27 protein-coding genes and 4 pseudogenes are annotated in these 26,344 nt (G+C 72.1%); 15 read left to right on the top strand and 16 right to left on the bottom strand.

The window, feature by feature from the left end:
• Positions 1–2 precede the first annotated feature (2 nt).
• A complete protein-coding gene (locus AB0I73_RS30190) occupies positions 3–662 on the bottom strand; it encodes a TetR/AcrR family transcriptional regulator (RefSeq protein ID WP_363042629.1) in 660 nt (219 codons plus the stop codon).
• 163 nt (positions 663–825) lie between these two features.
• Between AB0I73_RS30190 and AB0I73_RS30185 the strand changes: the two genes are divergently transcribed.
• The 3 genes and pseudogenes from AB0I73_RS30185 to AB0I73_RS30175 form a co-directional block, all read left to right on the top strand.
• The gene (locus tag AB0I73_RS30185) at positions 826–2,073 is read left to right on the top strand and encodes an acyltransferase family protein (protein ID WP_363042627.1); all 1,248 of its coding nucleotides are present in this window, start codon (positions 826–828) and stop codon (positions 2,071–2,073) included.
• Positions 2,074–2,130: 57 nt separating this feature from the next.
• Positions 2,131–2,910, top strand: coding sequence for an MBL fold metallo-hydrolase (locus tag AB0I73_RS30180; RefSeq protein ID WP_363042663.1), 780 nt, complete (start codon positions 2,131–2,133; stop codon positions 2,908–2,910).
• Positions 2,911–2,931: 21 nt separating this feature from the next.
• Positions 2,932–3,153 (top strand): annotated as a pseudogene (locus tag AB0I73_RS30175) (DUF4032 domain-containing protein); the annotation flags it as partial.
• Positions 3,154–3,359: 206 nt separating this feature from the next.
• On the opposite strand, the gene AB0I73_RS30170 reads toward AB0I73_RS30175, so the two are convergent.
• Complete coding sequence (locus AB0I73_RS30170; RefSeq protein ID WP_363042625.1) at positions 3,360–4,232, bottom strand: universal stress protein; 873 nt, start codon at positions 4,230–4,232, stop codon at positions 3,360–3,362.
• A 171-nt stretch (positions 4,233–4,403) separates the two neighbouring features.
• On the opposite strand from AB0I73_RS30170, the pseudogene AB0I73_RS30165 reads away from it, so the two are divergent.
• The 4 genes and pseudogenes from AB0I73_RS30165 (at position 4,404) to AB0I73_RS30150 (ending at position 8,423) form a co-directional block, all read left to right on the top strand.
• A pseudogene (locus AB0I73_RS30165) lies at positions 4,404–4,756 on the top strand (UBP-type zinc finger domain-containing protein).
• Positions 4,757–4,895: 139 nt separating this feature from the next.
• Positions 4,896–5,573 (top strand): AIM24 family protein, encoded by a 678-nt coding sequence (locus AB0I73_RS30160; RefSeq protein ID WP_363042623.1) that lies wholly within the window; start codon positions 4,896–4,898, stop codon positions 5,571–5,573.
• Positions 5,574–5,670: 97 nt separating this feature from the next.
• Positions 5,671–6,630: a threonine/serine dehydratase gene (locus AB0I73_RS30155; RefSeq protein ID WP_202280992.1), complete on the top strand. Its 960-nt coding sequence runs from the start codon at positions 5,671–5,673 to the stop codon at positions 6,628–6,630.
• A 179-nt stretch (positions 6,631–6,809) separates the two neighbouring features.
• Positions 6,810–8,423, top strand: coding sequence for a serine/threonine-protein kinase (locus AB0I73_RS30150; protein WP_363042621.1), 1,614 nt, complete (start codon positions 6,810–6,812; stop codon positions 8,421–8,423).
• A 35-nt stretch (positions 8,424–8,458) separates the two neighbouring features.
• Here AB0I73_RS30150 and ssuE read toward each other — a convergent pair whose 3' ends face one another.
• The 6 genes from ssuE to AB0I73_RS30120 all read right to left on the bottom strand — a co-directional run bounded on the left by ssuE (position 8,459) and on the right by AB0I73_RS30120 (position 13,920).
• Positions 8,459–9,010, bottom strand: a complete 552-nt coding sequence (gene ssuE / locus AB0I73_RS30145; protein ID WP_363042619.1) for an NADPH-dependent FMN reductase — start codon at positions 9,008–9,010, stop codon at positions 8,459–8,461.
• 148 nt (positions 9,011–9,158) lie between these two features.
• Positions 9,159–9,593: an OsmC family protein gene (locus AB0I73_RS30140; protein WP_363042617.1), complete on the bottom strand. Its 435-nt coding sequence runs from the start codon at positions 9,591–9,593 to the stop codon at positions 9,159–9,161.
• Between the two features lie 56 nt (positions 9,594–9,649).
• Positions 9,650–11,017, bottom strand: a complete 1,368-nt coding sequence (locus tag AB0I73_RS30135) for an LLM class flavin-dependent oxidoreductase (protein WP_363042615.1) — start codon at positions 11,015–11,017, stop codon at positions 9,650–9,652.
• A gap of 56 nt (positions 11,018–11,073) precedes the next feature.
• On the bottom strand, positions 11,074–12,195 hold the full coding sequence (locus tag AB0I73_RS30130; protein WP_363042613.1) for an NrtA/SsuA/CpmA family ABC transporter substrate-binding protein: 1,122 nt from the start codon (positions 12,193–12,195) through the stop codon (positions 11,074–11,076).
• A 79-nt stretch (positions 12,196–12,274) separates the two neighbouring features.
• Complete coding sequence (locus AB0I73_RS30125) at positions 12,275–13,051, bottom strand: ABC transporter ATP-binding protein (RefSeq protein ID WP_363042611.1); 777 nt, start codon at positions 13,049–13,051, stop codon at positions 12,275–12,277.
• A complete protein-coding gene (locus AB0I73_RS30120; RefSeq protein ID WP_363042609.1) occupies positions 13,015–13,920 on the bottom strand; it encodes an ABC transporter permease in 906 nt (301 codons plus the stop codon). Before AB0I73_RS30120 ends, AB0I73_RS30125 begins: the two co-directional genes overlap by 37 nt.
• Positions 13,921–14,556: 636 nt before the next feature.
• On the opposite strand from AB0I73_RS30120, the gene AB0I73_RS30115 reads away from it, so the two are divergent.
• From AB0I73_RS30115 to AB0I73_RS30105, 3 genes are all read left to right on the top strand, one after another.
• Positions 14,557–15,210, top strand: coding sequence for a GntR family transcriptional regulator (locus tag AB0I73_RS30115; RefSeq protein ID WP_363042608.1), 654 nt, complete (start codon positions 14,557–14,559; stop codon positions 15,208–15,210).
• Between the two features lie 56 nt (positions 15,211–15,266).
• Positions 15,267–16,238: an LLM class F420-dependent oxidoreductase gene (locus tag AB0I73_RS30110; protein WP_363042606.1), complete on the top strand. Its 972-nt coding sequence runs from the start codon at positions 15,267–15,269 to the stop codon at positions 16,236–16,238.
• A 120-nt stretch (positions 16,239–16,358) separates the two neighbouring features.
• The gene (locus AB0I73_RS30105) at positions 16,359–16,784 is read left to right on the top strand and encodes an SsgA family sporulation/cell division regulator (RefSeq protein ID WP_363042604.1); all 426 of its coding nucleotides are present in this window, start codon (positions 16,359–16,361) and stop codon (positions 16,782–16,784) included.
• Positions 16,785–16,813: 29 nt separating this feature from the next.
• On the opposite strand, the gene AB0I73_RS30100 is transcribed toward AB0I73_RS30105, so the two are convergent.
• Positions 16,814–17,311 (bottom strand): DUF6328 family protein, encoded by a 498-nt coding sequence (locus AB0I73_RS30100; RefSeq protein WP_363042602.1) that lies wholly within the window; start codon positions 17,309–17,311, stop codon positions 16,814–16,816.
• 162 nt (positions 17,312–17,473) lie between these two features.
• Between AB0I73_RS30100 and AB0I73_RS30095 the strand changes: the two genes are divergently transcribed.
• The gene (locus AB0I73_RS30095) at positions 17,474–17,812 is read left to right on the top strand and encodes a hypothetical protein (protein WP_363042600.1); all 339 of its coding nucleotides are present in this window, start codon (positions 17,474–17,476) and stop codon (positions 17,810–17,812) included.
• 51 nt (positions 17,813–17,863) lie between these two features.
• Here AB0I73_RS30095 and AB0I73_RS30090 read toward each other — a convergent pair whose 3' ends face one another.
• The 3 genes from AB0I73_RS30090 to AB0I73_RS30080 are packed head-to-tail and all read right to left on the bottom strand — an operon-like array spanning position 17,864 to position 20,444.
• Positions 17,864–18,847: an aldo/keto reductase gene (locus AB0I73_RS30090; RefSeq protein ID WP_363042598.1), complete on the bottom strand. Its 984-nt coding sequence runs from the start codon at positions 18,845–18,847 to the stop codon at positions 17,864–17,866.
• A 57-nt stretch (positions 18,848–18,904) separates the two neighbouring features.
• Positions 18,905–19,615, bottom strand: a complete 711-nt coding sequence (locus tag AB0I73_RS30085; RefSeq protein ID WP_363042596.1) for a ribonuclease H — start codon at positions 19,613–19,615, stop codon at positions 18,905–18,907.
• Between the two features lie 37 nt (positions 19,616–19,652).
• Positions 19,653–20,444 carry a VOC family protein gene (locus AB0I73_RS30080; RefSeq protein WP_363042594.1) on the bottom strand — a complete coding sequence of 264 codons (792 nt, stop codon included), beginning with the start codon at positions 20,442–20,444 and terminating at the stop codon, positions 19,653–19,655.
• A gap of 190 nt (positions 20,445–20,634) precedes the next feature.
• Between AB0I73_RS30080 and AB0I73_RS30075 the strand changes: the two genes are divergently transcribed.
• Positions 20,635–21,600, top strand: a complete 966-nt coding sequence (locus AB0I73_RS30075; RefSeq protein ID WP_363042592.1) for an SGNH/GDSL hydrolase family protein — start codon at positions 20,635–20,637, stop codon at positions 21,598–21,600.
• A 356-nt stretch (positions 21,601–21,956) separates the two neighbouring features.
• Here the strand turns inward: AB0I73_RS30075 and AB0I73_RS30070 are convergent, their stop codons facing one another.
• Entirely contained in the window at positions 21,957–22,439 is a 483-nt protein-coding gene (locus AB0I73_RS30070) for a VOC family protein (protein WP_363042590.1), read from the bottom strand.
• Between the two features lie 251 nt (positions 22,440–22,690).
• Here AB0I73_RS30070 and AB0I73_RS30065 point away from each other — a divergent pair, with 251 nt between their 5' ends.
• Positions 22,691–23,344: an ATP-dependent Clp protease proteolytic subunit gene (locus AB0I73_RS30065; RefSeq protein ID WP_363042588.1), complete on the top strand. Its 654-nt coding sequence runs from the start codon at positions 22,691–22,693 to the stop codon at positions 23,342–23,344.
• A 2-nt stretch (positions 23,345–23,346) separates the two neighbouring features.
• On the top strand, positions 23,347–23,949 hold the full coding sequence (locus tag AB0I73_RS30060; RefSeq protein WP_363042586.1) for an ATP-dependent Clp protease proteolytic subunit: 603 nt from the start codon (positions 23,347–23,349) through the stop codon (positions 23,947–23,949).
• Between the two features lie 24 nt (positions 23,950–23,973).
• Here AB0I73_RS30060 and AB0I73_RS30055 read toward each other — a convergent pair whose 3' ends face one another.
• Positions 23,974–24,429 (bottom strand): helix-turn-helix transcriptional regulator, encoded by a 456-nt coding sequence (locus tag AB0I73_RS30055; RefSeq protein ID WP_363042584.1) that lies wholly within the window; start codon positions 24,427–24,429, stop codon positions 23,974–23,976.
• 66 nt (positions 24,430–24,495) lie between these two features.
• Here AB0I73_RS30055 and AB0I73_RS30050 point away from each other — a divergent pair, with 66 nt between their 5' ends.
• On the top strand, positions 24,496–24,726 hold the full coding sequence (locus tag AB0I73_RS30050) for an e9imm peptide (protein WP_363042582.1): 231 nt from the start codon (positions 24,496–24,498) through the stop codon (positions 24,724–24,726).
• A 9-nt stretch (positions 24,727–24,735) separates the two neighbouring features.
• Here AB0I73_RS30050 and AB0I73_RS30045 read toward each other — a convergent pair.
• A pseudogene (locus tag AB0I73_RS30045) lies at positions 24,736–25,654 on the bottom strand (IS5 family transposase).
• 209 nt (positions 25,655–25,863) lie between these two features.
• Positions 25,864–26,262, bottom strand: a pseudogene (locus AB0I73_RS30040) (dihydrofolate reductase family protein); the annotation flags it as partial.
• Between the last annotated feature and the right edge of the window lie 82 nt (positions 26,263–26,344).

Below are 26,344 nucleotides of genomic sequence, written 5' to 3'. Positions count from 1 at the left end.
CCTCATCCGCGTCGGTGCGCGGCCGGTTCGGTGCTGCCGTCGGTGAGCAGCGCGGTCAGCAGTTGTTTCAGCCAGGCGCGGGCGCCTGCGACGTCCCCGTCCAGCAGCAGTTGGACGGTGACTCCGTCGTAGGCGGCGACCACGGCGTGCGCGGCGTCCTCGGCGGTGCCGAGGGCGGCGGGCAGTCCGGTGTGGCCGCGGGCCCGCGCCAGCCGGTCCGCGACGGCCCGGCGCAGCCGCGCGCGGTGTTCCAGCAGGCTGCGGGACACCTCGGGGTCGCGGGCGGCGTGCACCAGGAAGTCGGTCTTCACCAGCAGCCAGTCCCGGTCGAGCAGCAGCACCTCGGTGACGCGGTCCACGGCGGCGGGCACGTCGAGGTCGGGGCCGTCCAGGGCGAGGGCCGAGGAGACCTGCTCCGCGATGAGCTCGGCGCGCTCCGCGTACAGGGCGAAGAAGAGTTCGTCCAGGCCCGCGAAGTTCGAGTAGAAGGCGCCCCTGGTGTAGCCGGCGGCCTCGCAGACCTCCTCGATCGAGACGTGCCCGAAGCCCTTGGCCGCGAACACGGAGAACGCCGCCCTCAGGAGGTTCGCGCGCGTGCGGGCCCGGCGTCCGGTCACCCGTCGCCCGGTCGCCGCCCGCCCGGCCACACCGTCCACGGTCATGCCGCCCCCTCCGTTCGATACGCGAACGTATCCGATGCACCGGCGTATCCAGAAGGGTCTCGCCGGAATCGGAGCACCCGTGTGGACATCGGCGTCCTGCCGGAAGCCTGTCGTCCCCGCCCCACTCCCCGCACACTGGGCCGCACACCTGTGGGGAGGGCGGATGGGCGCGGACACCGGGCGGCCGGCCGGCACCGGCCGGCGCGGCGAACTGGACGCGCTGCGTGCCCTCGTCGTCCTCGGCCTGGTCTTCTTCCACACCGCCCTGGTGTTCTCCCCGGACGACGACTTCTACGTCAAGAACCCGCAGACCACCGGCGCGGTGACCGTCCTCGCCGGGTTCGGCGTGGTGTGGGCGATGCCCATGCTGTTCCTCGTCGCCGGCCTCGGCGCCCGGCACTCGATCCGCCGCCGGGGGGCCGCGGGGTTCGCCCGGGAGCGCCTGCTGCGCCTCGGCGTCCCGCTGGTCTTCGGCACCGTCGTCCTGTGTCCGCTCCCGCAGTGGCTGCGGCTGCGCGCGGCCGGCCCCGGGTACGACGAGCCGTACGGGCGGTTCTGGCAACGCTTCCTGACGGTCCGTCCGGATCTCGCCGACTTTCCCTTCGTCCTGGAGGGGGATCACTTCGAGACCGGGCACTTGTGGTTCGTCGTGCTGCTGCTCGCCTTCTGCCTGCTGCTCGCACCGGTCGCGGGACCGCTGGCGTCCGCCGCCGGGCACATGGTTCCCGCGCTGGACCGCCACCCGGTGCTGCTCCTGCTGCCCGCGCTGCCGCTCGCCGCCGTCAACGCCCTGCTGGGCATGGAGGAGGGCTTCGCGGGCTGGAACCGCTGGGCGTATCTCCTGTTCCTGCTGTACGGGTTCGGGCTCGGCGACGACGAGCGCGTCCGCGCCCTGACGCGCCGCGCGGCCGCCCCGGCCGGTGTGCTCGGGTTGCTCCTGTTCGCCGCGACGGCACCCGGATTCGTCGCGGGGGACGACCCCTTCACCGCAAGGACCCCCTTCGCGCTGTTCACCCGGGCGGCGTTCGGGGCGGCGGGCTGGTGCTGGGTGCTGGCCCTCCTCGGCCTGCTGGACCGGCCCCGGAACGGGACTTCGGGGGCGCCGGACGCGACCGCCGGTGCCCGTCGGTACGGCCGCCGGTATCTGGCACTCGCCGCGCTGCCGTTGTACGTGCTGCACCAGCCGGTCGTGGTCGCCTTCGCCTACGGCGTGGTCGGATGGTCCGCGCCGATGGTCGTCAAGTACGTGGCGATCGTCGCCGCCTCACTGGCCGTCATCCTCGCCGTGTACGAGTACGGGGTGCGCAGAACGCGACTGACGCGCTTTCTCTTCGGGATGCGCCCGCAGCCCCGGCCCCACCCCACGACGGCTCCGACACGGCCGGGCCCGACCCGGCCGCCGGCGTCCTGATCTGCTTTGCTGGTGACCTCCGGACAGGACGGCAGGACGGCAGAACGCGGGGCGATCATGCGGGCAGATGTGCGGCACGTGGCCGACGGCACCCACCTGGTGCACGGCTCGAACACCAACTGGGTGATCCTCCAGGAGGGGGACGCCGTCACCCTGATCGACACCGGCTACCCCGGCGACCGCGAGCAACTCCTCGCGTCCCTGGCTGAGGTGGGCAGCGCACCGGAGGCGGTCACGGCCGTACTGATCACCCACGCACACACGGACCACCTGGGCTCCGCGGAGTACCTGCGGGCCGTGTACGGCACCCCTGTGTACGCCCATGAGGCCGAAGTCCCGCACGTCCGCCGGGACTTCCTGCACCAGGTGACCGTCGGGCAGATCCTGCGCAACGGCTGGCGGCCGGGCGTGCTGCCCTGGGCCCTGCACGCGCTGCGCTCCGGCGGCACGGCGCACGTTCCGGTCGCCGCCCCCGAGCCGTTCCCGCGGCCCGAACCGCGGTCCGACGCGCCGGGTCCGCCCCGCCCGCTCGATCTGCCCGGCCGGCCGGTCCCCGTGCACACACCCGGCCACACCGACGGGCACTGCGCCTTCCACCTCCCGGACACCGGGGCAGTGGTGTCCGGCGACGCCCTGGTGAGCGCTCACCCGACCTCCCGGGTGAGCGGACCGCAACTGCTGCCCGGCATGTTCCACCGCGAGCGGGCCACCGCCCTCGCCTCGCTGGACATCCTGGCCGAGTTGGAGAGCGACCTCCTGCTGCCCGGACACGGCCCCGCGCACGAGGGGTCCCTGCGGGACGCGGCGCGGCTGGCCCGCGAGCGCGCACTGGGCTGAGAGGACGATCACCGGTGTGACGACCCCCGGATCCGCCGGCTGGACGAACTGGGCTTCGCCGTCACCGAGATGCAGATCGAGCGCACCTCCGACGGCGACCCGGTCACCTTCGTGCCGGAGGTCGTCGACGCCGGGCACACCAGCGCCGACTGCTCCGCCCGACCGGGCTCGACACCGAGGAGAAGCAGGTCAAGCGGCTGCCGAACGGACCTGGAGAGCTGGAAGGCCCCTCAGGAGGACTGAGACCAGGACGGCCTCGGCGGCGCTTCCCGACTGCGCACGGGCACCGGCGCCGGGCAGCCTCCGAACGCCCGGAGGCCCCCCGCCCACCGCTGGTGCCTGTCCGAGCGGGCCCGGCACGGCATCGGTCTCGACACGGCGGTCGAGGACCGCGTCAGGAACGCCCTGCCCAGGACCCGGGAGGCACCGCGGCCCCCCGGACGGCTGGGTCAGGCCGGGGGTACCACCGCCACCGGGCAGTCGGCGTGGTGCAGGACGCCGTGGGCGACCGAGCCGATCCGGGCGCCGACGGCGGTGCGGCGCGCACGTCGGCCGACGACCATCAGCTGGGCGGTGCCGGCCACCGACAGCAGCACCTGCCCGGCGCTGCCCATCTCCACGTGCTCGACGACGGGCACCCGCGGGTGACGCTCGCGCAACGGCGCGAGGGCCGTGGACAGAGCCTTCTGCTCGTACTGCTCCAGGCCCCCGGCCTCGTCGACCTGGCGCAGTACTTCGGGGCTGTAGGCGAACATCGGCGGCAGGGTCCAGGCCCGTACGGCGCGCACGGTGGCGCCCCGCGCGGCGGCCGCCTCGAAGGCGAAGTCCAGTGCGGCGGCGCTGTCCTCCGGGTCGCCCTGCTGGCCGACGACGATCTCCCGTCCGGCGACCTCCCCCGACGCCCGGTCCCCGGCCCGCACGAAGACCACCGGCCGCGTGGCGTCGACGATCACCTGCTGGCCGACCGAGCCGACCAGGAAGCCGATGATCCGCCCGTGCCCGCGCGAACCGAGCACCAGCATCTCCGCATCCGCCGCGGCGCCGGCCAGGGTCTGTACGGCGTCCCCCTCCAGGACGTCGGTGGTCACCGCGAGATCCGGGTGCCGCTCGGTGATCCGGCGGACCGACTCGCCCACCGCGTCGCGCACCCACTGCCCCTGGGTGGCGGCGTCGCCGGCGTCGACGCCCTCGCGTGTCTGGAAGCTCCAGGCGTGCACCACCCGCAGCGGCCGTCCCCGGCGGACCGCCTCCCTCGCCGCCCAGGCCAGTCCGGCGAGGCTCTCCTCGGTTCCGTCGACCCCTGCCGTGATCGGGCGCGTCATGCGGTTCCTCCTGTGTCGTGTCCATCAGACGCGGTCCAGTCTTCCCCAACCTGTCTCCGGTGCTCTCCTCGCGTCCCGCCTGAAGCAGCCCGTACCCGAGCGGACGGTCGCGATCCCCCGTACGCCGGACCGACTGCCGGTGGAGTTCCGCGACGTCCTCGAGGGGTCGGCATGACCAGCGACCACGCCGTCGATCCCCGTGTTCCGCCGAGCGGCGCGGGGTGCGCCGAGTGCGACGCCGCGGGCGGCTGGTGGTTCCCTCTGCGGCGCCGCGCGCAGTGCGGGCACGTCGGCTGCTGCGACAGTTCCCCCGGTCAGCACGCCACGGCGCGCTTCAGGGCCTTGGGCATCCCGTGGTCCGCAGCTACGAACCCGGCGAGGCCTGGTTCTGGAACCACGCCACCGACGAGACGTACGAGTCGGGCCCCGACCTGGCCCCGCCCGCGAGCCCTCCGGCGGACCAGCCGTCCCCGGGCCCGGTCGAGTGCGTACCGGAGAACTGGGCGGAGCGCCTTCGCCGCTGAACGTTCCACGCGCCGGCGCCCGGCCGCCGAGGCCGTCCGGTGGTGGGGAGGAACAGTCCCGGACACCGCGCCGATGTCCCCGAGTTCGATTCCTGGCGGGATCTTGGCGGAGGCGGACCCTCCGGGTGAGGATGCCTTCATGAAGGGTGATCTGTTTTCCAGCAGGCACATGGTGCAGCCCGCCTCGGCCCCGGGCATGACGGTCGAGAACGCCCAGTGCATCCGGTACGTCGTCAACGGTGAGATGCACGCCCGGCAGGGTGCGATGATCGCCTACCGCGGCGGACTCCAGTTCGAGCGCAAGGGCCAGGGCGTGGGCGGCATGCTCAAACGCGTGGTGACGGGCGAAGGGCTGCCGCTGATGGCGGTGCGGGGGCAGGGCGAGGCCTGGTTCGCGCAGGAGGCGCAGAACTGCTTCATCGTCCAGGTCGAGCCGGGCGACGAGTTCACCGTCAACGGCCGCAACGTCCTGTGCTTCGACTCCACGCTGTCGTACCGCATCTCGACCGTGAAGGGCGCCGGCATCACCGGCGGCGGCCTGTTCAACAGTGTCTTCACGGGGCACGGCCTGCTGGGCCTGGTCTGCGAGGGCTATCCGCTGGTCCTCCCGGTGTCGCCGCAGGACCCGGTCTACGTCGACACGGATGCGATCGTCGGCTGGACCGCGGGCCTGGCGACCTCCCTGCACCGTTCGCAGTCGCTCGGCTCGATGCTGCGCGGCGGCTCGGGCGAGGCGGTGCAACTGATGCTGCAGGGTGAGGGACACGTCATCGTGCGGCCCAGCGAGGCCCCGCCGCAGAAACCGCAGCAGCACTGAGGCCCGTACCGGCGTGACGAACCCTGTTGACCTCGGCGGCCGGCCGGGTCAGGGTTCGTCACGGCGCGGATCACGCCCCGCGCCGGAAGGGGTTGTCATGATCGGGATGCCGGAGATCGAGGCCGCGGCGGAGCGGATCGCCGGACACGTGGTACGGACGCCGACGGTGCCGAGCCCCGGGTTGTCGGCACTGCTCGGCGCCCCGGTCACGGCGAAGCTGGAACTGCTGCAGCGCACCGGATCGTTCAAGGCGCGCGGCGCGGTGGCGAAGCTGCTGTCGCTGGACGAGGCGGAGCGGGCCGCCGGGGTCGTGGCCGTGAGCGGCGGCAATCACGGGATCGCCGTCGCGGTCATGGCCTCCGCACTCGACGTCAAGGCCACGGTGGTGATGCCCCGGTCGGCCCCCGCGCGGGCGGTCGAGGTCGCGGAGACGGCCGGCGCGTCGGTGCGGCTGGCCGACGACATGGACGGTGCCTTCGCACTGATGACGCGGCTTCAGCAGGAAGGGCTGACCCTGGTTCACCCCTTCGACGATCCGGTGGTGATCGCCGGGCAGGGCACCGTGGGGCTGGAGTTCGCCGACGACGCCGGTGACCTCACCGACGTCCTGGTGAGCATCGGTGGCGGCGGGCTGATCTCCGGTGTGGCGGCGGCGCTCAGGGCCCGGCGGCCCGGAATCCGGATCTGGGGCGTGGAGACGGAGGGCGCCCAGGCCATGTCCGAGGCGCTCGCGGCGGGCGGACCGGTGCCGGTCGCGCTGTCGTCGATCGTCTCCACCCTCAGTGCCCCGGCCGTGTCGCAGCTGACGTACGAGCACGTGTCGGCGCTGGTCACCGAGGTGCTGGTGGTGCCGGACCGGGAGGCCGTACAGGGTTCGCTGGACCTCGCGGACCACGCCAAGGTGTGGACGGAGCCGGCTGCGGGCTGTCTGCTGCCGGCGGCGCGCCGGGTGCTGGAGCGGGTCGGCGAGGGGGCCCGGATCGGACTGGTGGTGTGCGGGGGCAACGCGACCACCGGCGACATGATCGCCTGGGCGTCCCGTTTCGGGCTGCGCTGAGCCCTCCCCTCGGGCCCGGAGGTCCGCATCCGCTCGCTCCTTTCTTCCAACGAATTCCTTTGGACGAAGGACAGGAATCCGTCGTCGCCGGAATTCGGGCGCCGCCCCTTGAACAAAGTGCGCCCGGTCGCGCGTACCTCTGGCAAAGGCGGAAGCAGCGGCTCGGACGAGGGATGGCCATGGGCAGGGCGCACGTCTCCACACACCAGCCGGTCGCCGGGAGGTACCGGCTGGCCGAGGTCATCCATCGCGAGCCCCATCACGTCTGCTGGTACGCGGACGACATCGGGACGGGACGTCCCTGTCTGGTCACGCAGATCGCGCTCCCAGAGGAGCCGTCCGAGCCCGTGCGCCGCGCCCCCTCCCGTGTCCTGCGCACGAGCGAGAGCATGGCGCGGTTGTGTCCCGGACGGATCGCCACCGTCGTCGACGCCGTCGACGAGGCCGGCTTCCTGTGGACCGTCACCGCTTGGGTCGACGGCACACCGCTGGGCGAACTCCTCAGCGAGGAGGGCACGTTCAACTACGTACGGGCCGCGCGCATCGGACTGGAGCTGCTCGACGTGCTGGACGCCGCGCACGCGGCGGGCATCACGCACGGCGAACTCGGCCCCGGCCAGGTGTTCGTGCGGGAGACCGGTCCGGTCGTCGTCACCGGGTTCGGCCTGGCCGGCTCGACCCCGGCCGCCCGCCTCACGTCACCGTCGTACGCCTCCCCCGAACAGGCCCGTGACGAGCGCGTCGGACCCGCCGCGGACCTGTGGACGCTGGGCGCGATCCTCTACACGATGGTCGAGGGACGTCCCCCGTTCCGCGACCGGGGGCGGCCCGGGTCCACGCTGAAGGCGGTGGACCGGCTGCCGCTGCGCACGCCCGTGCGCGCGGGGCCCCTGACCCAGGTCGTTCAGGGCCTGCTCCGCAAGGACGTGCGGGAGCGGCTGACCCGGCAGGTGGTCCGCGAGGCGCTCACCCGTGTTCTCAGCGAGGACCCCGACGCGGCCCCGGGCGCGGTGCCGAGCCCCCGGCTGCGCGGCACCCGCACCGTCATCCTCGGGAACATGGGCCGGGAGTGGAGCAGACGGACGACGGTCCTCGGCACGGCCCTGGCCGTCGTCACCGTGGCGGCCGTCGTGCTCGCCGCGGCCCGGGGGCTGCCCGGAACCGGCACCGGCTCCGCCGCCGACGCGCCGGACACGCCGCCGGCCTCCGCCTCCGCGCCGGCCCCCTCTGCCCCCTCCGGAGCGGCCGAACCCGGCAAGCCGGTCGACCGGGGCACCTCCCCGCCGTCCGCCGCACCCGCCCCGGCCCCCTCGGGCACAGCGGGGCTCCCGGCCGGCTACCGCCTCTACCGTGCGCCGGAGGGCTTCTCCCTCGCGCTCCCCGAGGACTTCGAACGGTTGGACACCTCCCGCGTGTCCGACCTCGCCTACCGCGTCACCTTCGGCGTGGACGGGAACGCCCGCACCCTCGCGGTCACCTACAGCGAGCGGGTCGGCCCGGATCCGGTGGCCGTGTGGCGGGACGACGTGGAGCCGCCCCTGGAACGGACGGACGCCTACGAGCGGATCGGCTCGATCCGTGCGACCACGTACCAGGGGCGCGAGGCCGCCGACATGGAGTGGCTGTCGGCGGCCGACGGCCCCCGGCTGCGCACCTTCGGCCGCGGCTTCCTCCTGGGCGGCGGGCGCGGCTTCTCGCTGCGTTGGACGACACCGGCCGCCGACTGGGAGAAGACGGAGAACCAGGAGGCACTACGGACGTTCCTGCGCACGTTCCGGCCGGGCTCCGGCTGAGCGTCCGGTCCGCGGGGGAACGTGCCCGCTCCTGGTCAGCCGACGGCCAGCAGGGTGCTGCGTTCGAGGGCGGTGGCGAAGCCGTCGACGACCCGCTCGAGGTGGCGGGCGGTCTCCGGTTCGATGTCCAGGGTGCCGTCGGGGGCGGTGGCCAGGTGCTTGTCGAGGACGAACCAGCCGGGGGTGATGTGCTCGGCGCCCATCGAGGCGAGGACCGGGCGCAGTGCGTAGTCGACGGCCAGGACATGGGCGGTGGAGCCGCCGGTGGCCAGCGGCAGTACGGTCCGGCCGGCCAGGGCGTACTGCGGGAGCAGGTCCAGCAGGGACTTGAGCAGGCCGGAGTAGGCGGCCTTGTAGACGGGGGTGCCGATCACGACGCCGTCGGCGCGTTCGAACAGGGCGGTGGCCTCGCGGACCGCGGGGTGGCCGAAGTCGCCGCCGAGCAGCGCCTCGGCGGGCAGGGTGCGTACGTCCAGCGGGATCACTTCGTGCCCCCTGGCGGTCAGTCGCGCGTCCAGGTGGCGCAGCAGTCGGGCGGTGCGGGATGCGGCGGAGGGGCTGCCGGAGACGGACAGGACGGTGGCCACGGTGATCACCTTCGGGTGTGTGTGCGGGGGTGCGGGATGCGGTGGAGCGGGCCCGGGGGCCGGTGGCGGCCCCCGGGCCCGCATGCCTGCCGTGCGGCGGGCCGAGTGCGGGGTTTCGGCGTGACCCGGCTCCGGGTCGGCCGGTTCCTCAGGCGGCGCCGGCGAGCGGTTCCTGCACCCGGACGGCCACCTCGACGTGGCCGCCCCGGCGCAGGGTGTTGTAGATCGGGCAGCTGCCGGTGAAGAGGCCGACCAGGATGTCGGCCTCGTCCTGGTCGACCCCTTCGAGCAGCAGCTCGATCCGCAGGTAGGTGTAGCGGGTGGGGTCCTGCGGGTCCCGCTGGTAGCTGATCTCGGCCCGGCCACCGGTCAGGCCGGAGCCGCGTTCCTCGGCATGGAGCTGGATGTTGCTCAGGGAGCAGGAGGCCAGGGCGGACAGCAGCAGCTCTCCTGCCCCGACGGCCTCCCCCGGCCCTGTGCGGGCGTCGGAGACGAAGTGGTTCGTCCGGGCGGTCACCAGGAAGCGCCCCTGGGTGTCGGTGGTGCGGCCGGTGATGCTCGTGATGTCGCCTGCTGCTGTCATGCCGTGAGGTCCTTGGCGTCGCTGTGCGGGATCCGGTGTGTGGGGTGCGGTGCGGGTCAGCCGTTGTCGGCGTTTCCGTTCCGGCGGTCGCGCCACTGCCCGGCCTCGGGGCGCTCCAGGCCCAGGTGGTCGCGCAGGGTGGTGCCCTCGTACTCGGTGCGGAACAGGCCGCGGCGCTGCAGGTCGGGCACCACCTGGCGGACGAAGTCCTCGAAGGCGCCCGGCGTGTGGACGGCGCCCACGGTGAAGCCGTCGCAGGCACCCTCGGTGAACCACTGCGCCATGCCGTCGGCGACCTCGGCCGCCGTGCCGACGAAGGAGCCCTCGGTGCGGCCGCCGTACCGCTTGCCCAGCTCACGCAGGGTCAGCCCCTCGCGCCGGGTCATCTCCACGACCTCCTTGTAGTGCCCCTGAACACCGGGGACGTCGACGTCGGGCAGCGGCTCGTCGAGCGGCAGCTCCGAGAGGTCCACGTCCAGGTGGTAGGCGAGGGTCGACAGGCCGGCCAGCGGCGGGACCAGGTCCGCCAGGCGCTGCTCGGCCTCGCGTGCGGCCTCGGTGGTGGGACCGATGATGGGGGTGGCCATGGGGAGGATCTTGACGTCCTCGGCACGGCGGCCGTGGCGGACCGCCCTGGCCTTGATGTCCTGGTAGAAGTCCTTGGCCGATTCCAGGGAGGCGTGGCTGCAGAAGATGACGTCGGACCAGCGCGCCGCGAAGTCGCGGCCCTTGGGGGATGCCCCGGCCTGGATGATCACCGGGTAGCCCTGGGGCGGCCGGGGCGTGTTCAGCGGGCCGCGGACGTTGAACCACTCCCCCTTGTGGTCGATGGCGTGCACGCGGTCGGGGTCGGCGAAGAGGGGGGCCTCCGGGTCCGCCACGAGGGCGTCGTCCTCCCAGCTGTCCCACAGCTTGCAGGTCACCTCGAGGAACTCGTCGGCCCGCTCGTAGCGCTGGTCGCGGTCGATGTGCCGGTCCTCGCCGAAGTTGCGGGCCTCGGAGTCCTGGAAGGAGGTCACCACGTTCCAGGCGGCGCGGCCGTCACTGAGGTGGTCGAGCGTGGCGAAGGAGCGCGCCACGGGGAAGGGCTCGAAGTAGCTGGTGGAGATCGTGGCGGCCACGCCGAGCCGGGTGGTGGCGGCGGCGACCGCCGACAGCACCGGCGTCGGATCGAGCCGCAGGGAGCCGAGCGCGCCGTAGCGCAGCTGGCTGTCCATGCTGCCGCCGAGGCGGTCGGGCACGGACAGGATGTCCGGGAGGAACATCAGGTCGAACTTGCCCTGCTCGAGCACGCGGCCGATGTGCTGGTAGTAGGAGGCCGACAGCCAGCCGGGCTCGGACCCGGGGTGGCGCCAGCCGCCGGGCCGGCCGGGGCCCGCGGTCACGAAGGCCGCTAGGTGCATCTGGTTCTCGGGGGTGCTCACTGCGTGTTCTCTCTTCCGTGCTGTGGTGCTGTGTGTCCTGTGGTTCGCCCTGTCGGTCACTTGGCCAGTTCGGCGGCCACCGCCTTCTTGACCGTGTCGAACCGGGAGTCCTGCAGGAACCCGGTCACGTCGATCTTCGAGGGGTAGACGCCCAGGGCGTGGAAGCTGTCGGCGAGGTCCTGGGTGTTCTCGATCGCCTTGCGGTCCACCGGCGCGAGCCGGTCGGCGTTGGAGTCCGAGAGCCTCTTCTCCTTGGTCAGCTCGAGGAACACCTCGCGCTCGAGGTCCTCCGAGCCGAATCCGCCGATCTTGTCGAAGAACTCGACGCTCGCCTCGGGGCGGGCGTTGACGCGGCGCTGGGTGTCCCGGATGACACGCACCACCTTCGCCGCGGCCTCGGGGTACTCCTCGGCGAAGGACTCGCTGGCCACGTAGAAGGAGTAGTCGTAGGTCCTGACGTTCGGCAGCCTGCGGGCCTTGTGCCGGGCCCGGCCCAGGCTGATGGCCGGCGTCCAGCTGATCCAGGCGTCCACCTTGCCGTTGGCGAAGGCCGACTCGGCGTCGGCGGCCGGCAGGTTGACGTACTCGACGTCGTCCAGTCGCAGGCCGGCGGTCTGCAGGTACTTGATGAGGCTGTAGGTGCCGGTGGTGCCCTGCTGGTCGGCGACCCGCTTGCCCTTGAGGTCGGCGGCGCCGCGGATGGACGAGTTCTGGGGGACGAGGATCTCGACCTCGTTGGTGGGCAGCGGGTAGGCGGCGAGCGGCACGATGGGCACGCCCCCGCCGATCGCGTAGGCCACGGCGGTGGCGGTGGCGAAGGTGAGGTCGACGCTGCCGGCCTTGAGCGCCTCCATCACCGGCAGCGAGGCGGTGAACCCGGACGGCCAGGTGACGGTGGTGCCGCCGAGTTCCTTGCTCAGGTCCACGCCGTCGAACTTGTAGCGCAGGGCCGCCGGGGTGCCGGTCCTGCCGCTGCCGATGACCGCGTAGCGGAGCTTCTGCGGCACGCCGTCGGCCAGCGCCGCGTTGCCCGGCCGCGATCCGCCGCCGCAGGCGGCCAGCACCGGGGCGAGGGCGGCGGCACCGCCGACGGCCAGGACGCGGCGGCGCGAGACGTTTTTGGACAGGAGCGGGGAGGCTCCCGTGGTCGAACGGGAGAACGGACGGTTCACGGTCACGGTCGGGTTCTTTCTCGGTGGCGCGTTGCTCGGGCGGGCGGAAGCGGGGAGGCGGGCGGCGGTGGGGTGGGGCGCGGGGTCAGGCGTCGGCCGGGACGGAGGAGTGCGGTTCGAGGAGACCCTGGAGCAGTTCCTCCTTCCAGGCGACGAGGCGGGGGTGGCCGCGCCGCTCCCCGCGGGGCAGGTCGATGTGCAGGTCGCGGCCGACGGCGCCGTCGGCCAGCACCAGGACGCGGTCGGAGAGCACGAGCGCCTCCTCCACGTCATGGGTCACCAGCAGGACGGTGCGCGGCTGCTCCAGCCACAGGCGTTCCAGGAGCTGCTGCATGGCGATCCGGGTGATCGCGTCCAGAGCACCGAACGGCTCGTCCAGGAGAAGCAGTTCGGGGTGGTGGAGCAGGGCGCGGGCCAGGGCGACGCGCTGCCTCTGCCCACCGGAGAGCTCGGCCGGCCAGGCACCGCCGCGGTCGGCCAGTCCCACGGCCTCCAGCAGGGCGCGTGCCTCGTCCCTGCGGCCCTTGACACCCAGCAGCACGTTGTCCTCGACCGTGCGCCAGGGCAGCATCCGGTCCTCCTGGAACATCATCCGCACCATGGGGGGCTGTGGACCGGCACCGTGGAGCTGGACGGTTCCCGCACTCGGCTCCTCCAGCCCGGCGACGATCCGCAGCAGGGTGCTCTTGCCCGCGCCGCTGGGACCGAGGAAGGAGACGAAGGAGCCGGCTTCGACGTCCAGGTCGAGGTTCTCCAGGACCCACCGGTCGCCGTACTGCCGGCCCAGGCCGTCCAGGGCGAGCCGGGCGCCCGCCCGCGCCGGGGTCACTGGGTCGCCCGCGAGCGGTAGTTGGGGTGCCACCGGAGCACCCTCCTTTCGATGAGCCTGGTCAGGAGGTCGGCGAGCAGGCCGGCCAGGGCGTACAGCACGATGGCGAGGACGATCTGGTCGGTGCGCAGCAACTCGCGGGCGTTCTGGGCGAGGTAGCCGATCCCGTCGCTGGCCGAGATGGTCTCGGCGACCACGAGGGTCATCCAGGCGACGCCGAGGGAGTACCGGATGCCGGACAGGATGGTGGGCATGGCCCCGGGGACGGCGATGTCGCGCACCAGGCGCCACCGCCCCAGTCCGTAGGAGCGGCCGAGCTGCAGCAGCTTGGGGTCGACCCCGCGGATGCCGGTCACGGTGTTCAGGTAGATGGGGAAGAAGGTGCCCAGCGCCACGAGGAGGATCTTGGGTTCCTCCCCGATGCCGAACCAGGCGATCATCAGCGGCACCAGAGCCAGGTGCGGGATGGTGCGCACCATCTGCAGGGACCGGTCGAGGAGGATCTCCGTCACCTTCGACATGCCGACCAGGAAGCCCAGGAGCAGGCCGGTGGCCGCGCCCAGGGCGAAGCCCTGCAGGATGCGCCGCAGACTGGTGAGGATGTGGAACTGGAGCTCTCCGGTGGCGGCCAGATCGCTTCCCGCCCGCAGCACCGCTTCGGGGGCGGGGAGGATGGACGCCGGCAGGATGCCGGCCGCGGCGGTCCACTGCCACACCACCAGGACCAGCAGGGGAACGGCCCAGGGGCCGGCCGTGCGGGCGGTGCGCAGCAGCGCCCGGCGGCTGCGTCCGGCGGAGGACGGTCCGGCCGCCCCCTTCCTCGGTGCGCCGGGTCGTCCGACAGGACCGGCAGGACCGGGATGCGGTGGTCGGTCCTTGGCGAGCAGCGTCTGCTCGGGCATGGGAGATCCCCTTCAGGAGTGGTTCGGCCGCCCGTCCGACCGCTTGACCGGTGTGCGGCGGCAGCAGGGAAGGACTTCGGGGCCGTGTGGCGGTGAGGCCTTGGGGGCGGTGCCCGGAGCCGGCTCCCGGAGCCGTGCCGAACAGTGGACTGGGCGGGGCGAGCTGGGGCGGGAGACGGGACGCGCCTGCGGTCGGGCCGGGCACGGCCGCGCCCGCCGCTGTCTCAGCGGCCGGAACGCGGCAGGCGGAGCGCGCGTGCGGTCAGCAACAGCCCGTGCTGACGACGCGCATGAAGTCGATGTGCCGACGGCTCGTCAGGCTGTTGCAGAAGCGGGAGGTCGGTCCGGCTACCGGGTGCGCCGGGTGGGCGGCGTATCGCCCTGGCTGCGCGCCACGATGCATCAGAAGCTCCCGAAATCCCGTCAAGCGTGCATGGGTCATGCACTCGAACGCGGACCCGGACCTGAGGACGCGACGGTCCTCATGTCCGGATTCAACTGCAAGCAACTGTATACACATGTAGACAGTGGCAGACTATGGGCGTCTCGAATCGCGAGAACACCTGTCCGCCGAGAGCACCTCTTCGCGTGCGCCGACGACGGACCGGTCCTCGGCACGGAAGGGGAGCGACCAGTTTGAGCACCGCACGGGGAGACCGGGGCGCCGATACGGGCGCGGGCAGCCACTACGCCCGGATCCGGCAGAGCATCCTCGACGGCCAGTCACCCCCCGGAACCGTCCTGATCCCGACTGGTCTCAGCACGCAGTTCAACGTCTCGCGCACTCCTGTCCGGGAGGCGCTGATCCGGCTCGAGCAGGAAGGCCTGGTGACCCGGGCCACTCGCGGTTACGTGGTGCGCACCCGCACCCCCCAGGAGATCCTGGAGATCTGCGAGGCGCGCATCGCACTGGAATCGTCGGCCGCGCAGGCGGCCGCGACCCGTCGGACCGAGCTCGACCTGGCCCGGCTCGTCCACGTCCACGAGTCCGCCGCGGCGTCGACGGACCCCACGGAGCTGCAGGAACTCAACCAACAGTGGCACCGGGCACTGCGTGAGGCCGGGCACAATGCGACGATCATCGAGCTGATGGACCGTCTGGACGCCCAGTTGAAGGTCTACGACTCCGGCACCACCACCCGGCCGGACAACCTCACCCTGATCCTCGAGGAGCACACCCGGATCCTGGACGCGATCCGCCGCGGCGACGCGGCGGCCGCCCGGCAGCACGTCATCGAGCACCAGAGCCGCACCCGCGACCTGCGCCTCGCGGCCCTCGCGCGGTCCTGAGCCCACCGGTGCACGATCCACCGTTATCGCGCTCTCCGACCGGGGACTCGGTCGTCATGACACATATCGGATACACGATGATGACCGAGCAGAGCGGGCCCCGTGAGCTGGTCGGCCATGTGGTGCGGGCCGAGGAGGCCGGCTTCGACTTCTCCGTGACCTCGGACCACTACTTCCCGTGGCTGCGGTCGCAGGGTCACGCGCCGTACGCGTGGAGCGTGCTGGGCGCGGCGGCCCAGGCCACCTCGCGGATTCCGCTGATGACGTACGTGACGTGCCCGACGTTCCGGTATCACCCGGCGGTGGTGGCGCAGAAGGCCGCGACGACGCAACTGCTCTCCGAGGGCCGGTTCCGGCTGGGACTCGGCTCGGGAGAGAACCTCAACGAGCATGTGGTGGGAGGCGGCTGGCCGTCGGTGGATGTGCGGCACGAGATGCTCGAGGAGGCGGTGGAGATCATCCGTGCGCTGTTCGAGGGCGAGCACGTGAACCACCGCGGCACCCACTTCGACGTCGAGTCGGCCCGGCTGTGGGACCTGCCGGACCGACCGCCGCCGATCGGTGTCGCGGTCTCCGGGGAGCGGTCCTGCGCCCTTGCGGGTCGGCTCGCGGATCTGGTGATCGCCACGGAGCCGGAAGCCGGGCTGCTCGAGTCGTTCGACCGGCACGGCGGCGCGGGCAAGCCGCGGGTGGGACAGCTGCCCGTGTGCTACGACCCCGACCGCGCCACGGCCGTCGAACGCGCTCATTCCCAGTTCCGCTGGTTCGGCAACGGCTGGAAGGTCAACTCCGAGCTGCCGCACCCGGATTCCTTCGCGTCGGCCACCCAATTCGTGCGGCCCGAGGACGTCGCCGGCTCGATCCCCTGCGGCAACGACCCGGCGGACTTCGTCGAGGCCGTCCGCGCCTACGTGGAGGCCGGTTTCACCGAGATCGCCCTCGTGCAGATCGGCGGCGACACACAGCCGGGGTACCTCGACTGGTCGGAGAAGACCCTGCTGCCGGCGCTCCGGAGCACCTTCGGCTGAGCGGAACCCCGCCGGGGACGGACCGGGCGCGGCACCGAGGAGTCGCCCGGAGGGATGAGCATCCGCCCGGTTGCGGGGTAGCAGAGGGGTCTGTGTCGGTACTTCCCGGAGGCCCCCCTCGTGAACTCGTTCGTGCACAAGACCCTGGTGGTGGAGATCCAGGCGGGCGTCGCGGATCGCGTCCCCGGGCTCGCCCACCTGAGTTACGACCCCGCGGATCCCTTCGCCGTCACCCTCGTGTTCAGCCACGAGGGCCGGGTCCTCGCACGCTGGCAGCTGGACCGGGACATGGTCTTCGACGGCCTGACCCACCCGACCGGGACCGGTGATGTGCGGCTGCGTCCGGAGTCCCCGGGCGCGGGTCGGGAACTGCGGATGGAGTTCTTCGGTGCGGCCCACGCCGACGGCGGCCGGCACCACGCGGTGGTGTTCGCGTGGGCCGAGACCGTCGGGGACTTCCTGCGCGAGACGTACCGGACGGTCGCACCGGGACACGAGGAGGTCCACCTCGACGACTTCCTCGCAGACGTCCTCGCCGGCGGTTGAGGGATGACATCGGACAACGGACAACGGCGTCACCGCGTCGTGTGCCGGTGCCGGGTCCACAGCGGGAGCCCGAACCAGCACACCAGGTACCAGGTGACCACCCCGGCGACCAGGTACGGGACGAAGGCGTCGTGGGTCGCCACGCGCAGGATCAGCAGCAGTGCGGCGCTGGTGGTGGCGAGCAGCAGGACGAGGCCGAGCAGGGTCAGCCGGGACGCCCATCGCACCGCCTGCGGTTTGACGCGCCGCCCGGAGACGAGCCGGTGCAGCGAGACGGGGCCGATGAGCGCACCGGTGGCGCAGGCGCCGAGGACTACCGTGATGATGTAGATCGTCTGGTCCGTGTCGGACAGTTGCGCGTACTTCGGGGTGAACACCACCGTCAGCAGGAAGCCGAAGAGGATCTGGACACCCGTCTGCGCGACGCGGACCTCCTGGATGACCTCCTGCCACATCCGGTCCGCCCGCTCCTCCTCGGTCTCGTTGCGCCCCCTGCGCCTGCTCTCGCCCTGCTCCGGGTCCGACACGATGCCTCCTGGGTTGAACGCCCTCGGTCCCTTTCTTCCCGCGTCTTCCCCGTCCGCGGCCGTTCTCCCCGGTTCCGGGGCCGGTTCCCGGGCCCGGTTTGGGTGCCGGACGGCCGGTTACACGGACGCCTACGACATCGAGACCGGGAGGTTGTGGGACGTATGCCCGATACCCAGCTCACCGTGACACTCAGTGGCGAGGACGTCGGCGACGCACGCGTGGTCGTCCGGGCCCTCGAGCAGACGTTCGGGGCGCCGGACGAGCTTCCCTCCGACGAGAAGGCGACGGTCCACATGGCGACCTTCACCGGGGAGGCCCGGGCCGGGGACTCTCCCACGGTCCCCGGACACCTGTCCGCGCCGGTGGCCGTCACCGTGCAGGGCGCCCCGGGTGCGGTGCGGCGGGCGAGCGACACGCTCGCCCAGGCCTTCACCACGCGTGACGAGGGAGCCGCCTCCGGCGACCAGGAGCAGGAGAGGCAGCTGTTCCTGGAGCCCTGACGGTTCCGGGCCGCTGCCGGCGGAGTCCGCCGACCGGCTCTGCCGGGACTCCTACCAGCGGGACTCCACCTGGTCCTTGATCCGCCGTGCGTAGAGGTCGTCGATCGCGGCGAGCGTCCGTTCGGACAGCTCCGGGAGCCGGGCGGCGTGTGCGTTGGCACGGGCCTGCTCGGGCGAGCGGGCACCGGGGATGACGGTGGTGACGCCGGGCTGCCGGACGATCCAGCGCAGGGCCAGCTGGGCCGGGGTGTAGCCCTCGGGGGCGAGTGCGGCGAACTCGGCGGCGGCCTCGACGCCGGTCGCGTAGTCCACACCGGAGAAGGTCTCGCCCTGGTCGAAGGACTCACCGTGCCGGTTGAAGGTGCGGTGGTCGTTCTCCGGGAAGACGGTGTCCTTGGTGTACCTGCCCGACAGCAGCCCCGAGGCCAGCGGGACTCGGGCGATGATGCCGACGCCCGCCGCGCGGGCCGCCGGGACCACCTCGAGCAGGGGCTTCATGCGGAACGGGTTGAGGATGATCTGCACGCTCGCCACGTTCGGCCGACTGATCGCGGTCAGTGCCTGGGCGCAGGTCTCCACGCTGACCCCGTAGGCGGCGACGCGCTCCTCCGCCACCAGGGTGTCGAGGGCGTCGAAGACCTCGTCGGAGGAGTAGACGGGCGTCGGCGGGCAGTGCAACTGCACCAGGTCGATGCGGTCGACGCCGAGGTTGCGCCGCGAACGGTCGTTCCACGCACGGAAGTTGTCCAGCACGTAGTTCTCCGGGAGCTGTTCCGCCCGGCGGCCCATCTTGGTCGCGACCAGGACGTGCAGATCGGGCCGGCCGCTCAGGAACGACGCGACGGTCCGCTCGCTGCGCCCGTCGCCGTACACGTCGGCGGTGTCGAAGAAGGTGACCCCGGACTCGGCGGCGGCCTCCAGGACCGTGAGGGCCTGCTTGTCGTCGACCTCCCCCCAGTCCGCCCCGAGTTGCCAGGTGCCGAGACCGATCACGGAGGCGTGCTGACCCGACCTGTCGAATGTGCGCTCGTCCATGGCGTCAGTCTGTCATCCGTCGCGGCCCGGTGGGACGGCGGGACGAAGCGGTCCTGCTCAGACGCTCGCGGTCGTGCGGCATTCGGGGTGGCCCCAGCCGCTGTCGTTCTTGGCGATGGGCTCGCCTGCCGCGTAGGAGCGGCCGCAGAGGCAGCGGCCGGGGAACTTCGCCTTGATCGTGCGGGTCGAGGAGCCGCCGCGCGGCCGGGAGGACGCCTTGGCCGCGGAGGCGCGGCGTTTCGCGGCGCCGGCCGGCGGGGTGTCCGGGGAGGGCGGCGGCTCGGGCGAGCCCGCGTCGCTGCCCGCGTCCTGCTGGGCGGCGGCCGCCTGGCTGGCGGCCCGGTCGGCGAAGTCGTTGAGCCGGTCGCCGTCGACCTGGTGGGCCGGGACGTAGCGGAAATCGACGGAGCGGCCCTGCAGGAGTTCGTCGATGCTGACGACGAGTTCCTGGTTGGCGACCGGTTTGCCGGCCGCCGTGCGCCAGCCGTTGCGTTTCCAGCCGGGCAGCCAGGTGGTGACCGCCTTCATGGCGTACTGCGAGTCCATCCGGACCTCGAGCGGCACATCGGGGTCGGTCGCCGCCAGCAGCCGCTCCAGCGCGGTGAGTTCGGCGACGTTGTTGGTGGCTCTGCCGAGTGCGCCCGCCTGCCAGCGGACCGGGGTCTCGGAGGCGTCGGCGATCACCCAGGCCCAGGCGGCGGGTCCGGGGTTTCCCTTGGAGGCCCCGTCGCACGCGGCCACAACACGTTCACGCATGCGCCCGATCATGCCATGGCCGGGCGGTGCGCCGGTCCGGGCGGGCTCCTCAGGTGACGTCCGCCGTCCCGGGCGTCTCGCCCGTCGTGGTCGTGGTGTCGATCACCGAGAAGTTCGCGCCCTGCGGGTCGCTGAGCGCCGCGGAACGCCCGAAGGGGGTGTCCGTCGGCCCGAAGCGCAGGACGCCGCCGCGCTCGGTGGCCAGGGCCACCGCCTCGTCGCAGTTCCGGACGGTGAAGTAGATGTTGATGTACGGCGGCACCTCCGGCGGGAAGTCCTCCGTCATCTTCATCCGGCCGAGCACGGAGCGCTCGCCCAGGTCGTAGATCCGGAAGTCACTCTCGTCCTCGAGCTGCCTCGACCGGTAGGGGAAGACAGCGGGGAAGAACGCGTCGGTCTTCTCCGGGGCCCGGGTGAAGACCTCCGCCCAGCAGTACGCGCCGGGAACGGCCGTCGCCTCGAAGCCTTCGTGGGTGCCGGCCTGCCAGAGGCCGAAGACGGCCCCGCCGGGTTCACGGGCCAGGCACATCGTGCCGAAGTCACCGACCCGCATCGGTTCCATCAGCGGTTCGCCGCCGTTGTCCCCGATCCGGACGGCGGTGGCGGCGGCGTCCCGGACCGCGAAGTAGAGGCACCACTGCGACGGGCCCTCCTGGCCCGGCATGGGCGGCACGACGGCCGCCACCGCCTTGCCGTCGGCGTACGCCTGGGTGTAGTCGCCGAACTCCGACGACGCGCCGAAGGTCCAGCCCAGGACGTCTCCGTAGAAGGCCTCGGCGGCCTCGACGTCGTTGAACATCGCGTCGGCCCAGCAGGGTGTTCCCTCGGGTGGTACGGCCATGGCGGCGTGCCCTCTCCGGACGGCTGGTCGGTCCTTCGCGTCACGCTAGTCACCGCCGCCCGGACCCGCGCGCCGGGCAGCGGCCCGCGCGCTCCCGGTGAACGGCCTTTCCCGAACCGGGTCTTCCCCCCTGGGCCCTATCGTGCTTGCCTGGGGAACCGTTTTCGCCGGGCGGGGCGGGGGTCGCCGTATGCGCAAGCCGTGGGTCGTGGGGGTGGCGCTGGCCGCCGTGCTGCTCGGCGCGTGCGGGGACCCGTCGTCCGGGCCCGGGGCCGAGCCGCCACCGCCCGCCTCACCCGAGGCGTCGGCCACCACGCACCAACGGCCCGCGGCCACGCCCGGTCCCCCTTCGCCCGGTGCGGACGGCTCCCGGGACGTCTCCCCCGGCGCCGCGTCCGGCGAGCCGCCCGAGCCGCCCACCGTGCTGTACCTCGGCGACTCACTCGCGATGGAGAACCAGAAGGTCCTCGGGCGGGAACTGCGCGAGGACCTGCGCGCGCGGTACACGAGCGCGCCCTACTCGGGTACCACCCTGTGCGACTACCTGGAGGGTTCCGCGGAACGGTCCCTGGTCCCGGCGGCGGACAAGGCGGCGGCGCTGGTGCGCTCGCTGCGGCCGGACTACGTGGTGCTGCAGTTCTGGGGCAACGCCTGGGACTACACCCCCTGCATGGGCGGAATCACCCACGACGCCTCTCCGGAGGAGTACTTCGAGCGGTACGCGACCTCCGCGCGCCGGCTCACCGAGCAGATCCGCGCGGCCGGTGCGGCCCGACCGCCCCGGATCGTCTGGGTGTTGCAGGGCCCCGACCCGATCACCCCCGACCGGGTCCGCCGGGTGAACACGCTCTACGAGGACCACGCCGCCGCCTCCGGCGGCCTGGTGGCCGACGCGGGCGGCGTGGTGAGTCCGGCCGGGGCGCGCTACACCTGGTCGCAGTACCTGCCTTGCGACGCCTACGAGCGGGCCCATCCCGAGTACTGCACCCAGCAGGGCCGAGGCCGCACCGCCCTGCACCTGGACGACGACTACCTGCACTTCTGCCTGGCGCCCACGACGTCGACGCCGAAACCCTGCCCGGTCCGCTCCCCCGGCATCCTGCGCATCGCGCGGGAGATCACCCGGGTGATCGCGGAGCATGTCCGCTCCCGCTGACGGGGCGCGTCAAAACCGTTCGACAACAGGCGCGTTCACCACTGGGGGGACGGCGTGTGTGCCACGGGGATGCGTCCGACGAACCGGATGAGGTGGGCATCGACGCCGCGCTCGTCAGCCGGCTCATCTCCGGGCGGTCCCCCGGGTGGGCCGGACGCCGGTGCGTCGCCTGCGGTCGATCTCGCTCATCCGACTGCCGTACCACTGGGACACCAGCCCGGCACTCATGGCGAACTCACGGCATGTGATCAAGGAGATCCCGGCCGAGCGGGCCCCACGAGGGCGGTGATCCGCTCGGGCCCGGCCGCCGTCGGCCGGGCGGGACCCGTCCGTGGTCCCGCCCGGCCACACCGGCGTCACTCGCCCGCGTACGCCTTCTCCAGGGCGGCGATGTCGAGCTTGCCCATCGACAGCATGGCCTTCATGGCGCGGTCCGCCTTCTCCTGGTCCGGGTCGCTGATCAGCTCGGTCAGCCGTACCGGGGTGACCTGCCAGGACACGCCGAACCGGTCCTTGAGCCAGCCGCAGGGGCCGTGCTCCCCACCGCCCTCGACGAGCTTGTCCCAGTAGTGGTCGACCTCCGCCTGGTCGGCGCAGTCGATCTGGAAGGAGATCGCCTCGCTGAAGGTGAACTCCGGTCCGCCGTTCAGCGCGACGAACTTCTGTCCGTTGGCCGTGAACTCCACGGTGAGGACGGAGCCCGTCGTGCCGTACCCGGACTCGGTGTACCGGAGGATCCGGCCGACGCTCGAATCCTTGAACACGGAGACGTAGAAGTCCGCGGCCTCCTCGGCCTGGCCGTCGAACCAGAGACATGTGGTGAATCCGTCGGTGGTCACGGATACCTCCCGGGGTGTGGAAAGGGCGTGGAACGCGGTCGTCAGTGTCGACCGGTCCGCCCCCCGGAACTCATCGGTCGGCGGCGCTCTGCCCCTGGCGAATCTGCCGCGGGCAGAGAAATCCCCGCGGGCCGCCGCAGCCGGTCAAGAGTGAGGGCACACGGCCGCACCGGCCGTGTGCCGAAGAGCAACACGGCAACAACACCGACCACACCGATAACTCTGACAACACCGACAACACGGGAGCGCCGATGTCTCCACTCACCGCCGGCCGGTCGCCGGCTCCGCTGCCCCGGGCCGAGGAGGGCGACACCCCTTTGACCCGGTTCGACGACCATCTGGCCGCGCAGCTCCTCGCGCAGCGGATCGTGCTGCTCGGGACCCAGGTCGACGAGGTCTCCGCCAACCGGGTGTGCGCGCAGCTGCTGATCCTGTCCGCCGAAGACCCGCGCACCGACATCAGCCTGTACGTCAACAGCCCCGGCGGCTCCGTGCACGCGGGCCTGGCGATCTACGACACGATGCGGCTGATCCCCAACGACGTCTCGACGCTCGCCATGGGATTCGCGGCCAGCATGGGCCAGTTCCTGCTGAGCGTCGGCGCACCGGGCAAGCGGTACGCCCTGCCCCACGCGCGGATCATGATGCACCAGCCGTCCGCCGGGATCGGCGGCACCACCGCCGACATCGAGATCCAGGCGGAGAACCTGGAGTTCACCAAGCGGACCATCGAGCGGATCACCGCCGAGCACACCGGCCAGTCGGCGGAGACGATCTCCCGGGACGGCGACCGCGACCGCTGGTTCACGGCCGAGGAGGCCAGGGAGTACGGCATGGTGGACCGGGTGGTGGAGTCGCTGGACGATGTCCGGCCGGCCGTGACACGACGCCGGATGGGGCTGTGACGATGGGTACGTACACGATCCCGAACGTCGTCGAGCGCACCCCGCAGGGCGAGCGGTCCTACGACGTGTTCAGCCGGCTGCTGTCCGAGCGGATCATCTTCCTGGGCACCGAGATCGACGACGGGGTGGCCAACGTCGTCATCGCGCAGCTCCTCCATCTGGAGTCGTCTGCGCCGGAGAGCGAGATCGCGGTCTACATCAACTCCCCGGGCGGCTCGTTCACCTCGCTCATGGCGATCTACGACACCATGGCGTTCGTACAGGCGCCGATCTCTACGTACTGCGTCGGTCAGGCGGCGTCCACGGCTGCGGTGCTGTTGGCCGGCGGGGACCCGGGGCGCCGGTTCGTGCTGGAGCACGCGCGGGTGCTGCTGGGCCAGCCGGCCACGGGCGGGCAACGGGGCACGGTCTCCGATCTGTCGCTGCAGGCCAAGGAGATGCTGCGGATCCGTTCGCAGGTGGAGGAGGTCCTGTCCCGGCACACGCACCACGACGTGGCGACGCTGCGCGCGGACATGGACCGCGACAAGGTGTTCACCGCGCAGGAGGCCGTGTCCTACGGCCTGGCCGACGAGGTGCTGAGCCGGCGCCTCGTGGGTGGGTGAGGCGCCGGGCCCGGCACGGTCGCGTCAGGCGGCCAGGCACAGCCCGTCGTACGAGGCGCGGGGGACGCTCCGGTTCGCGCCCCGGCCGGCGGGAGCACGCAGGCCGGTGACGCGGACGAGTTCTCCCTGCGCCCGCGACAACAGGTCGCCCAGGCCCAGTCCTAGGGCCTGGGCGGCGGCCGCGAGGACCTCCGACGATGCCTCCTTGCGGCCCCTCTCCACCTCCGACAGGTACGGCATGGAGATCCGGGCCGTGTCGGCGACGTCCTTCAGCGTCCGTTCCTGGGCGAGCCGCTCACGCCGCAGCACGTCGCCGACCAGGTCGCGCCACAGTGGCTCCCTGGGGACCGGAGCGGAAGACGGAGCGGGGACGGTGGGGGCCGGGCCCGGCGGAGCCGCGGCCCGGCGCGCGGGCTCCGGGCGTGCGGCCGCGGACCGCAGGGGGATGACACGGGCGGCGAGGGGCGCTTGATTGCTCACTCCTCCAGCCTAGGACTTGTCCGGTCGCTCACGCCGCTCGATAAGGTCAGCCGGTGGAGGGGCCTGATGAGTGCGGTGGAGTTGAGTCGGGTGGAAGCGGTCGCGCTCGTGCAGCGGATCATGGAAGCGGACTACGCCTCCGAAGACGAGGTGAACAACTGGCTGGACAGGCTCGACAGAGCTCTGGCCTGCCCGTCCGGTCACGTCAGCGACCTGGTCTTCTGGTCGCCGGAGCGGGAGTTGTCAGCCGAGGAAGTGGTCGACCAGGCCTTGGCATGTCGGCCGATTTCCTTGTGATGCCGGTCCTCAGTTACGGAGCCAGATCACGAGGGCTGCCGCGGTGGCGGTGCCGAGGAAGACGTAGCCGCGTTTGTCGCAGCGAGTGGCCACTGCCCGGTGCTGCTTCAAGCGGTTGATCGCCCGTTCGACGGTGTTGCGTTTCTTGTACCGCTCCTCGTCGAAGCCGGGGCCGTCCGCCGTGTGAGCCTTTGCGCAGGCGGGCGGCCCGGCTGTCGGTCTTCTCCGGGATCGTGTGCCGGATACCCAGGCGCCGCAGACAGTCGCGGCAGGGCCCGTTGCTCTAGGCCTTGTCCACCGCGACGCTGTCCGGCACCTTGCGCGGCCTGCCCAACCCGAGCCGGGGAACGCGGATCTTCTCCAGCACCTGCTGGAACTGGGTGCAGTCGGCCCGCTGTCCTGGTGTGACGACAAGGGAGAGCGGGCGGCAGCGGCCATCGGTACTCAGGTGGAGCTTGCTGGTGAACCCGCCGCGAACGGCCCAGGCCCTCACCTCCTGCACCACCTCCCCCAGGCGGGCGGTGAGGCTCTGCCACGGCGTCTCGTCCTGGTGTTCTGACGGGGCGGCCCCCTTTGACGCCGGGACCGGCGGCAGGTCGGTGCGGGCACCGGCCGCATGCTGGTGGGCGCGGACGATGGTGGAGTCGACCGAGGTGTCCCAGTCGATCTCACCCGCGGCGTCGGCTGCGGCCTGGACCTGCTGGAGCAGGCGTTCCCAAGTGCCGTCGGCCGACCACAGCCGGTGGCGCTCGTAGACCGCCCAGGTTCAACCAGTCGTTGCAACACCCCTGCTCAGAGAGGTGTGTTGTGGGACGACCAGCGGGTTGGATGTGCAGTGTTCATCCGACGTCGCGTCAGGGGGCGCATGGTGGCTGAATCGGGCAGGGTCCCCAGGCTGGCGAATCAGGAGGGACCACGGCTGCGGCAGATCGTGGTCCGCGGCAGGCCGTATCCGAACCTGTTCAGCTGGGCGATGCCCTCGAACCGCACAACAGCCAAGCAGGCCCGCTCCCCAGATGACTGTTCGACAGCTGCGGGCGAGTACCGCAGTCCGTATCGGTAACTCACCCGCAACTACGCGATCATTTACCGACACGCCCGCATCGGCCGTGCCGACATCCCCGAGCGGGCCTCGTGTCACTTGTGCCAGAACAGGTGGTGCGTCACGCCGCTCGGGCTGGGCACGACCTCCAGGTGGAACCGGTCGAGCAGTTCCTCGGGGGACTCCCACAGTCGTAGTCCGGACCCGAGCTTCACCGGCGAGACCGCCACGTGCAGGGTGTCGACGAGGTCGGCGTCGAGGAACTGCCGGATGGTGGTGACCCCGCCGCCGAGTCGGACGTCCTTGCCCTGCGCCGCCTCCCGCGCCTGCTCGAGGACCGCGACCGGGTCGCCGTCGACGAAGTGGAACGTGGTGTCGGAGAGCGTGAACGACGGGCGCGTGTGATGGGTCATGACGAACACCGGGGTGCGGAACGGCGGCTCGTCACCCCACCAGCCGCGCCACTCATGATCCTGCCAGGGAAGCCTTCTCGGCAACGTGACGGTTGCGGTGCGTGATGATGCCGGACGGCGGGATGGCGACTCGGCGTCAGACATGAGTGAAGCCCCTGGTAGG

The organism is Streptomyces sp. NPDC050388, assembly GCF_040655635.1.
GTDB lineage: Bacteria > Actinomycetota > Actinomycetes > Streptomycetales > Streptomycetaceae > Streptomyces.
The sequence above is the reverse complement of the archived record's forward strand: the minus strand, read 5'-3'. Positions and strand labels throughout refer to the sequence as shown.

What these genes read in the sequence shown, in the direction of transcription:
- AB0I73_RS30095 (WP_363042600.1), top strand. Translation starts at nt 17,474, where the DNA reads ATGCCCGATACCCAGCTCACCGTGACACTCAGTGGCGAGGACGTCGGC.
- AB0I73_RS30080 (WP_363042594.1), bottom strand. Translation starts at nt 20,444, where the DNA reads ATGGCCGTACCACCCGAGGGAACACCCTGCTGGGCCGACGCGATGTTC.
- AB0I73_RS30085 (WP_363042596.1), bottom strand. Translation starts at nt 19,615, where the DNA reads ATGATCGGGCGCATGCGTGAACGTGTTGTGGCCGCGTGCGACGGGGCC.
- AB0I73_RS30190 (WP_363042629.1), bottom strand. Translation starts at nt 662, where the DNA reads ATGACCGTGGACGGTGTGGCCGGGCGGGCGGCGACCGGGCGACGGGTG.
- AB0I73_RS30090 (WP_363042598.1), bottom strand. Translation starts at nt 18,847, where the DNA reads ATGGACGAGCGCACATTCGACAGGTCGGGTCAGCACGCCTCCGTGATC.
- AB0I73_RS30155 (WP_202280992.1), top strand. Translation starts at nt 5,671, where the DNA reads ATGATCGGGATGCCGGAGATCGAGGCCGCGGCGGAGCGGATCGCCGGA.
- AB0I73_RS30060 (WP_363042586.1), top strand. Translation starts at nt 23,347, where the DNA reads ATGGGTACGTACACGATCCCGAACGTCGTCGAGCGCACCCCGCAGGGC.
- AB0I73_RS30170 (WP_363042625.1), bottom strand. Translation starts at nt 4,232, where the DNA reads ATGACGCGCCCGATCACGGCAGGGGTCGACGGAACCGAGGAGAGCCTC.
- AB0I73_RS30160 (WP_363042623.1), top strand. Translation starts at nt 4,896, where the DNA reads ATGAAGGGTGATCTGTTTTCCAGCAGGCACATGGTGCAGCCCGCCTCG.
- AB0I73_RS30065 (WP_363042588.1), top strand. Translation starts at nt 22,691, where the DNA reads ATGTCTCCACTCACCGCCGGCCGGTCGCCGGCTCCGCTGCCCCGGGCC.
- AB0I73_RS30050 (WP_363042582.1), top strand. Translation starts at nt 24,496, where the DNA reads ATGAGTGCGGTGGAGTTGAGTCGGGTGGAAGCGGTCGCGCTCGTGCAG.
- AB0I73_RS30075 (WP_363042592.1), top strand. Translation starts at nt 20,635, where the DNA reads ATGCGCAAGCCGTGGGTCGTGGGGGTGGCGCTGGCCGCCGTGCTGCTC.
- AB0I73_RS30110 (WP_363042606.1), top strand. Translation starts at nt 15,267, where the DNA reads ATGACACATATCGGATACACGATGATGACCGAGCAGAGCGGGCCCCGT.
- AB0I73_RS30120 (WP_363042609.1), bottom strand. Translation starts at nt 13,920, where the DNA reads ATGCCCGAGCAGACGCTGCTCGCCAAGGACCGACCACCGCATCCCGGT.
- AB0I73_RS30185 (WP_363042627.1), top strand. Translation starts at nt 826, where the DNA reads ATGGGCGCGGACACCGGGCGGCCGGCCGGCACCGGCCGGCGCGGCGAA.
- AB0I73_RS30140 (WP_363042617.1), bottom strand. Translation starts at nt 9,593, where the DNA reads ATGACAGCAGCAGGCGACATCACGAGCATCACCGGCCGCACCACCGAC.
- AB0I73_RS30150 (WP_363042621.1), top strand. Translation starts at nt 6,810, where the DNA reads ATGGGCAGGGCGCACGTCTCCACACACCAGCCGGTCGCCGGGAGGTAC.
- AB0I73_RS30180 (WP_363042663.1), top strand. Translation starts at nt 2,131, where the DNA reads ATGCGGGCAGATGTGCGGCACGTGGCCGACGGCACCCACCTGGTGCAC.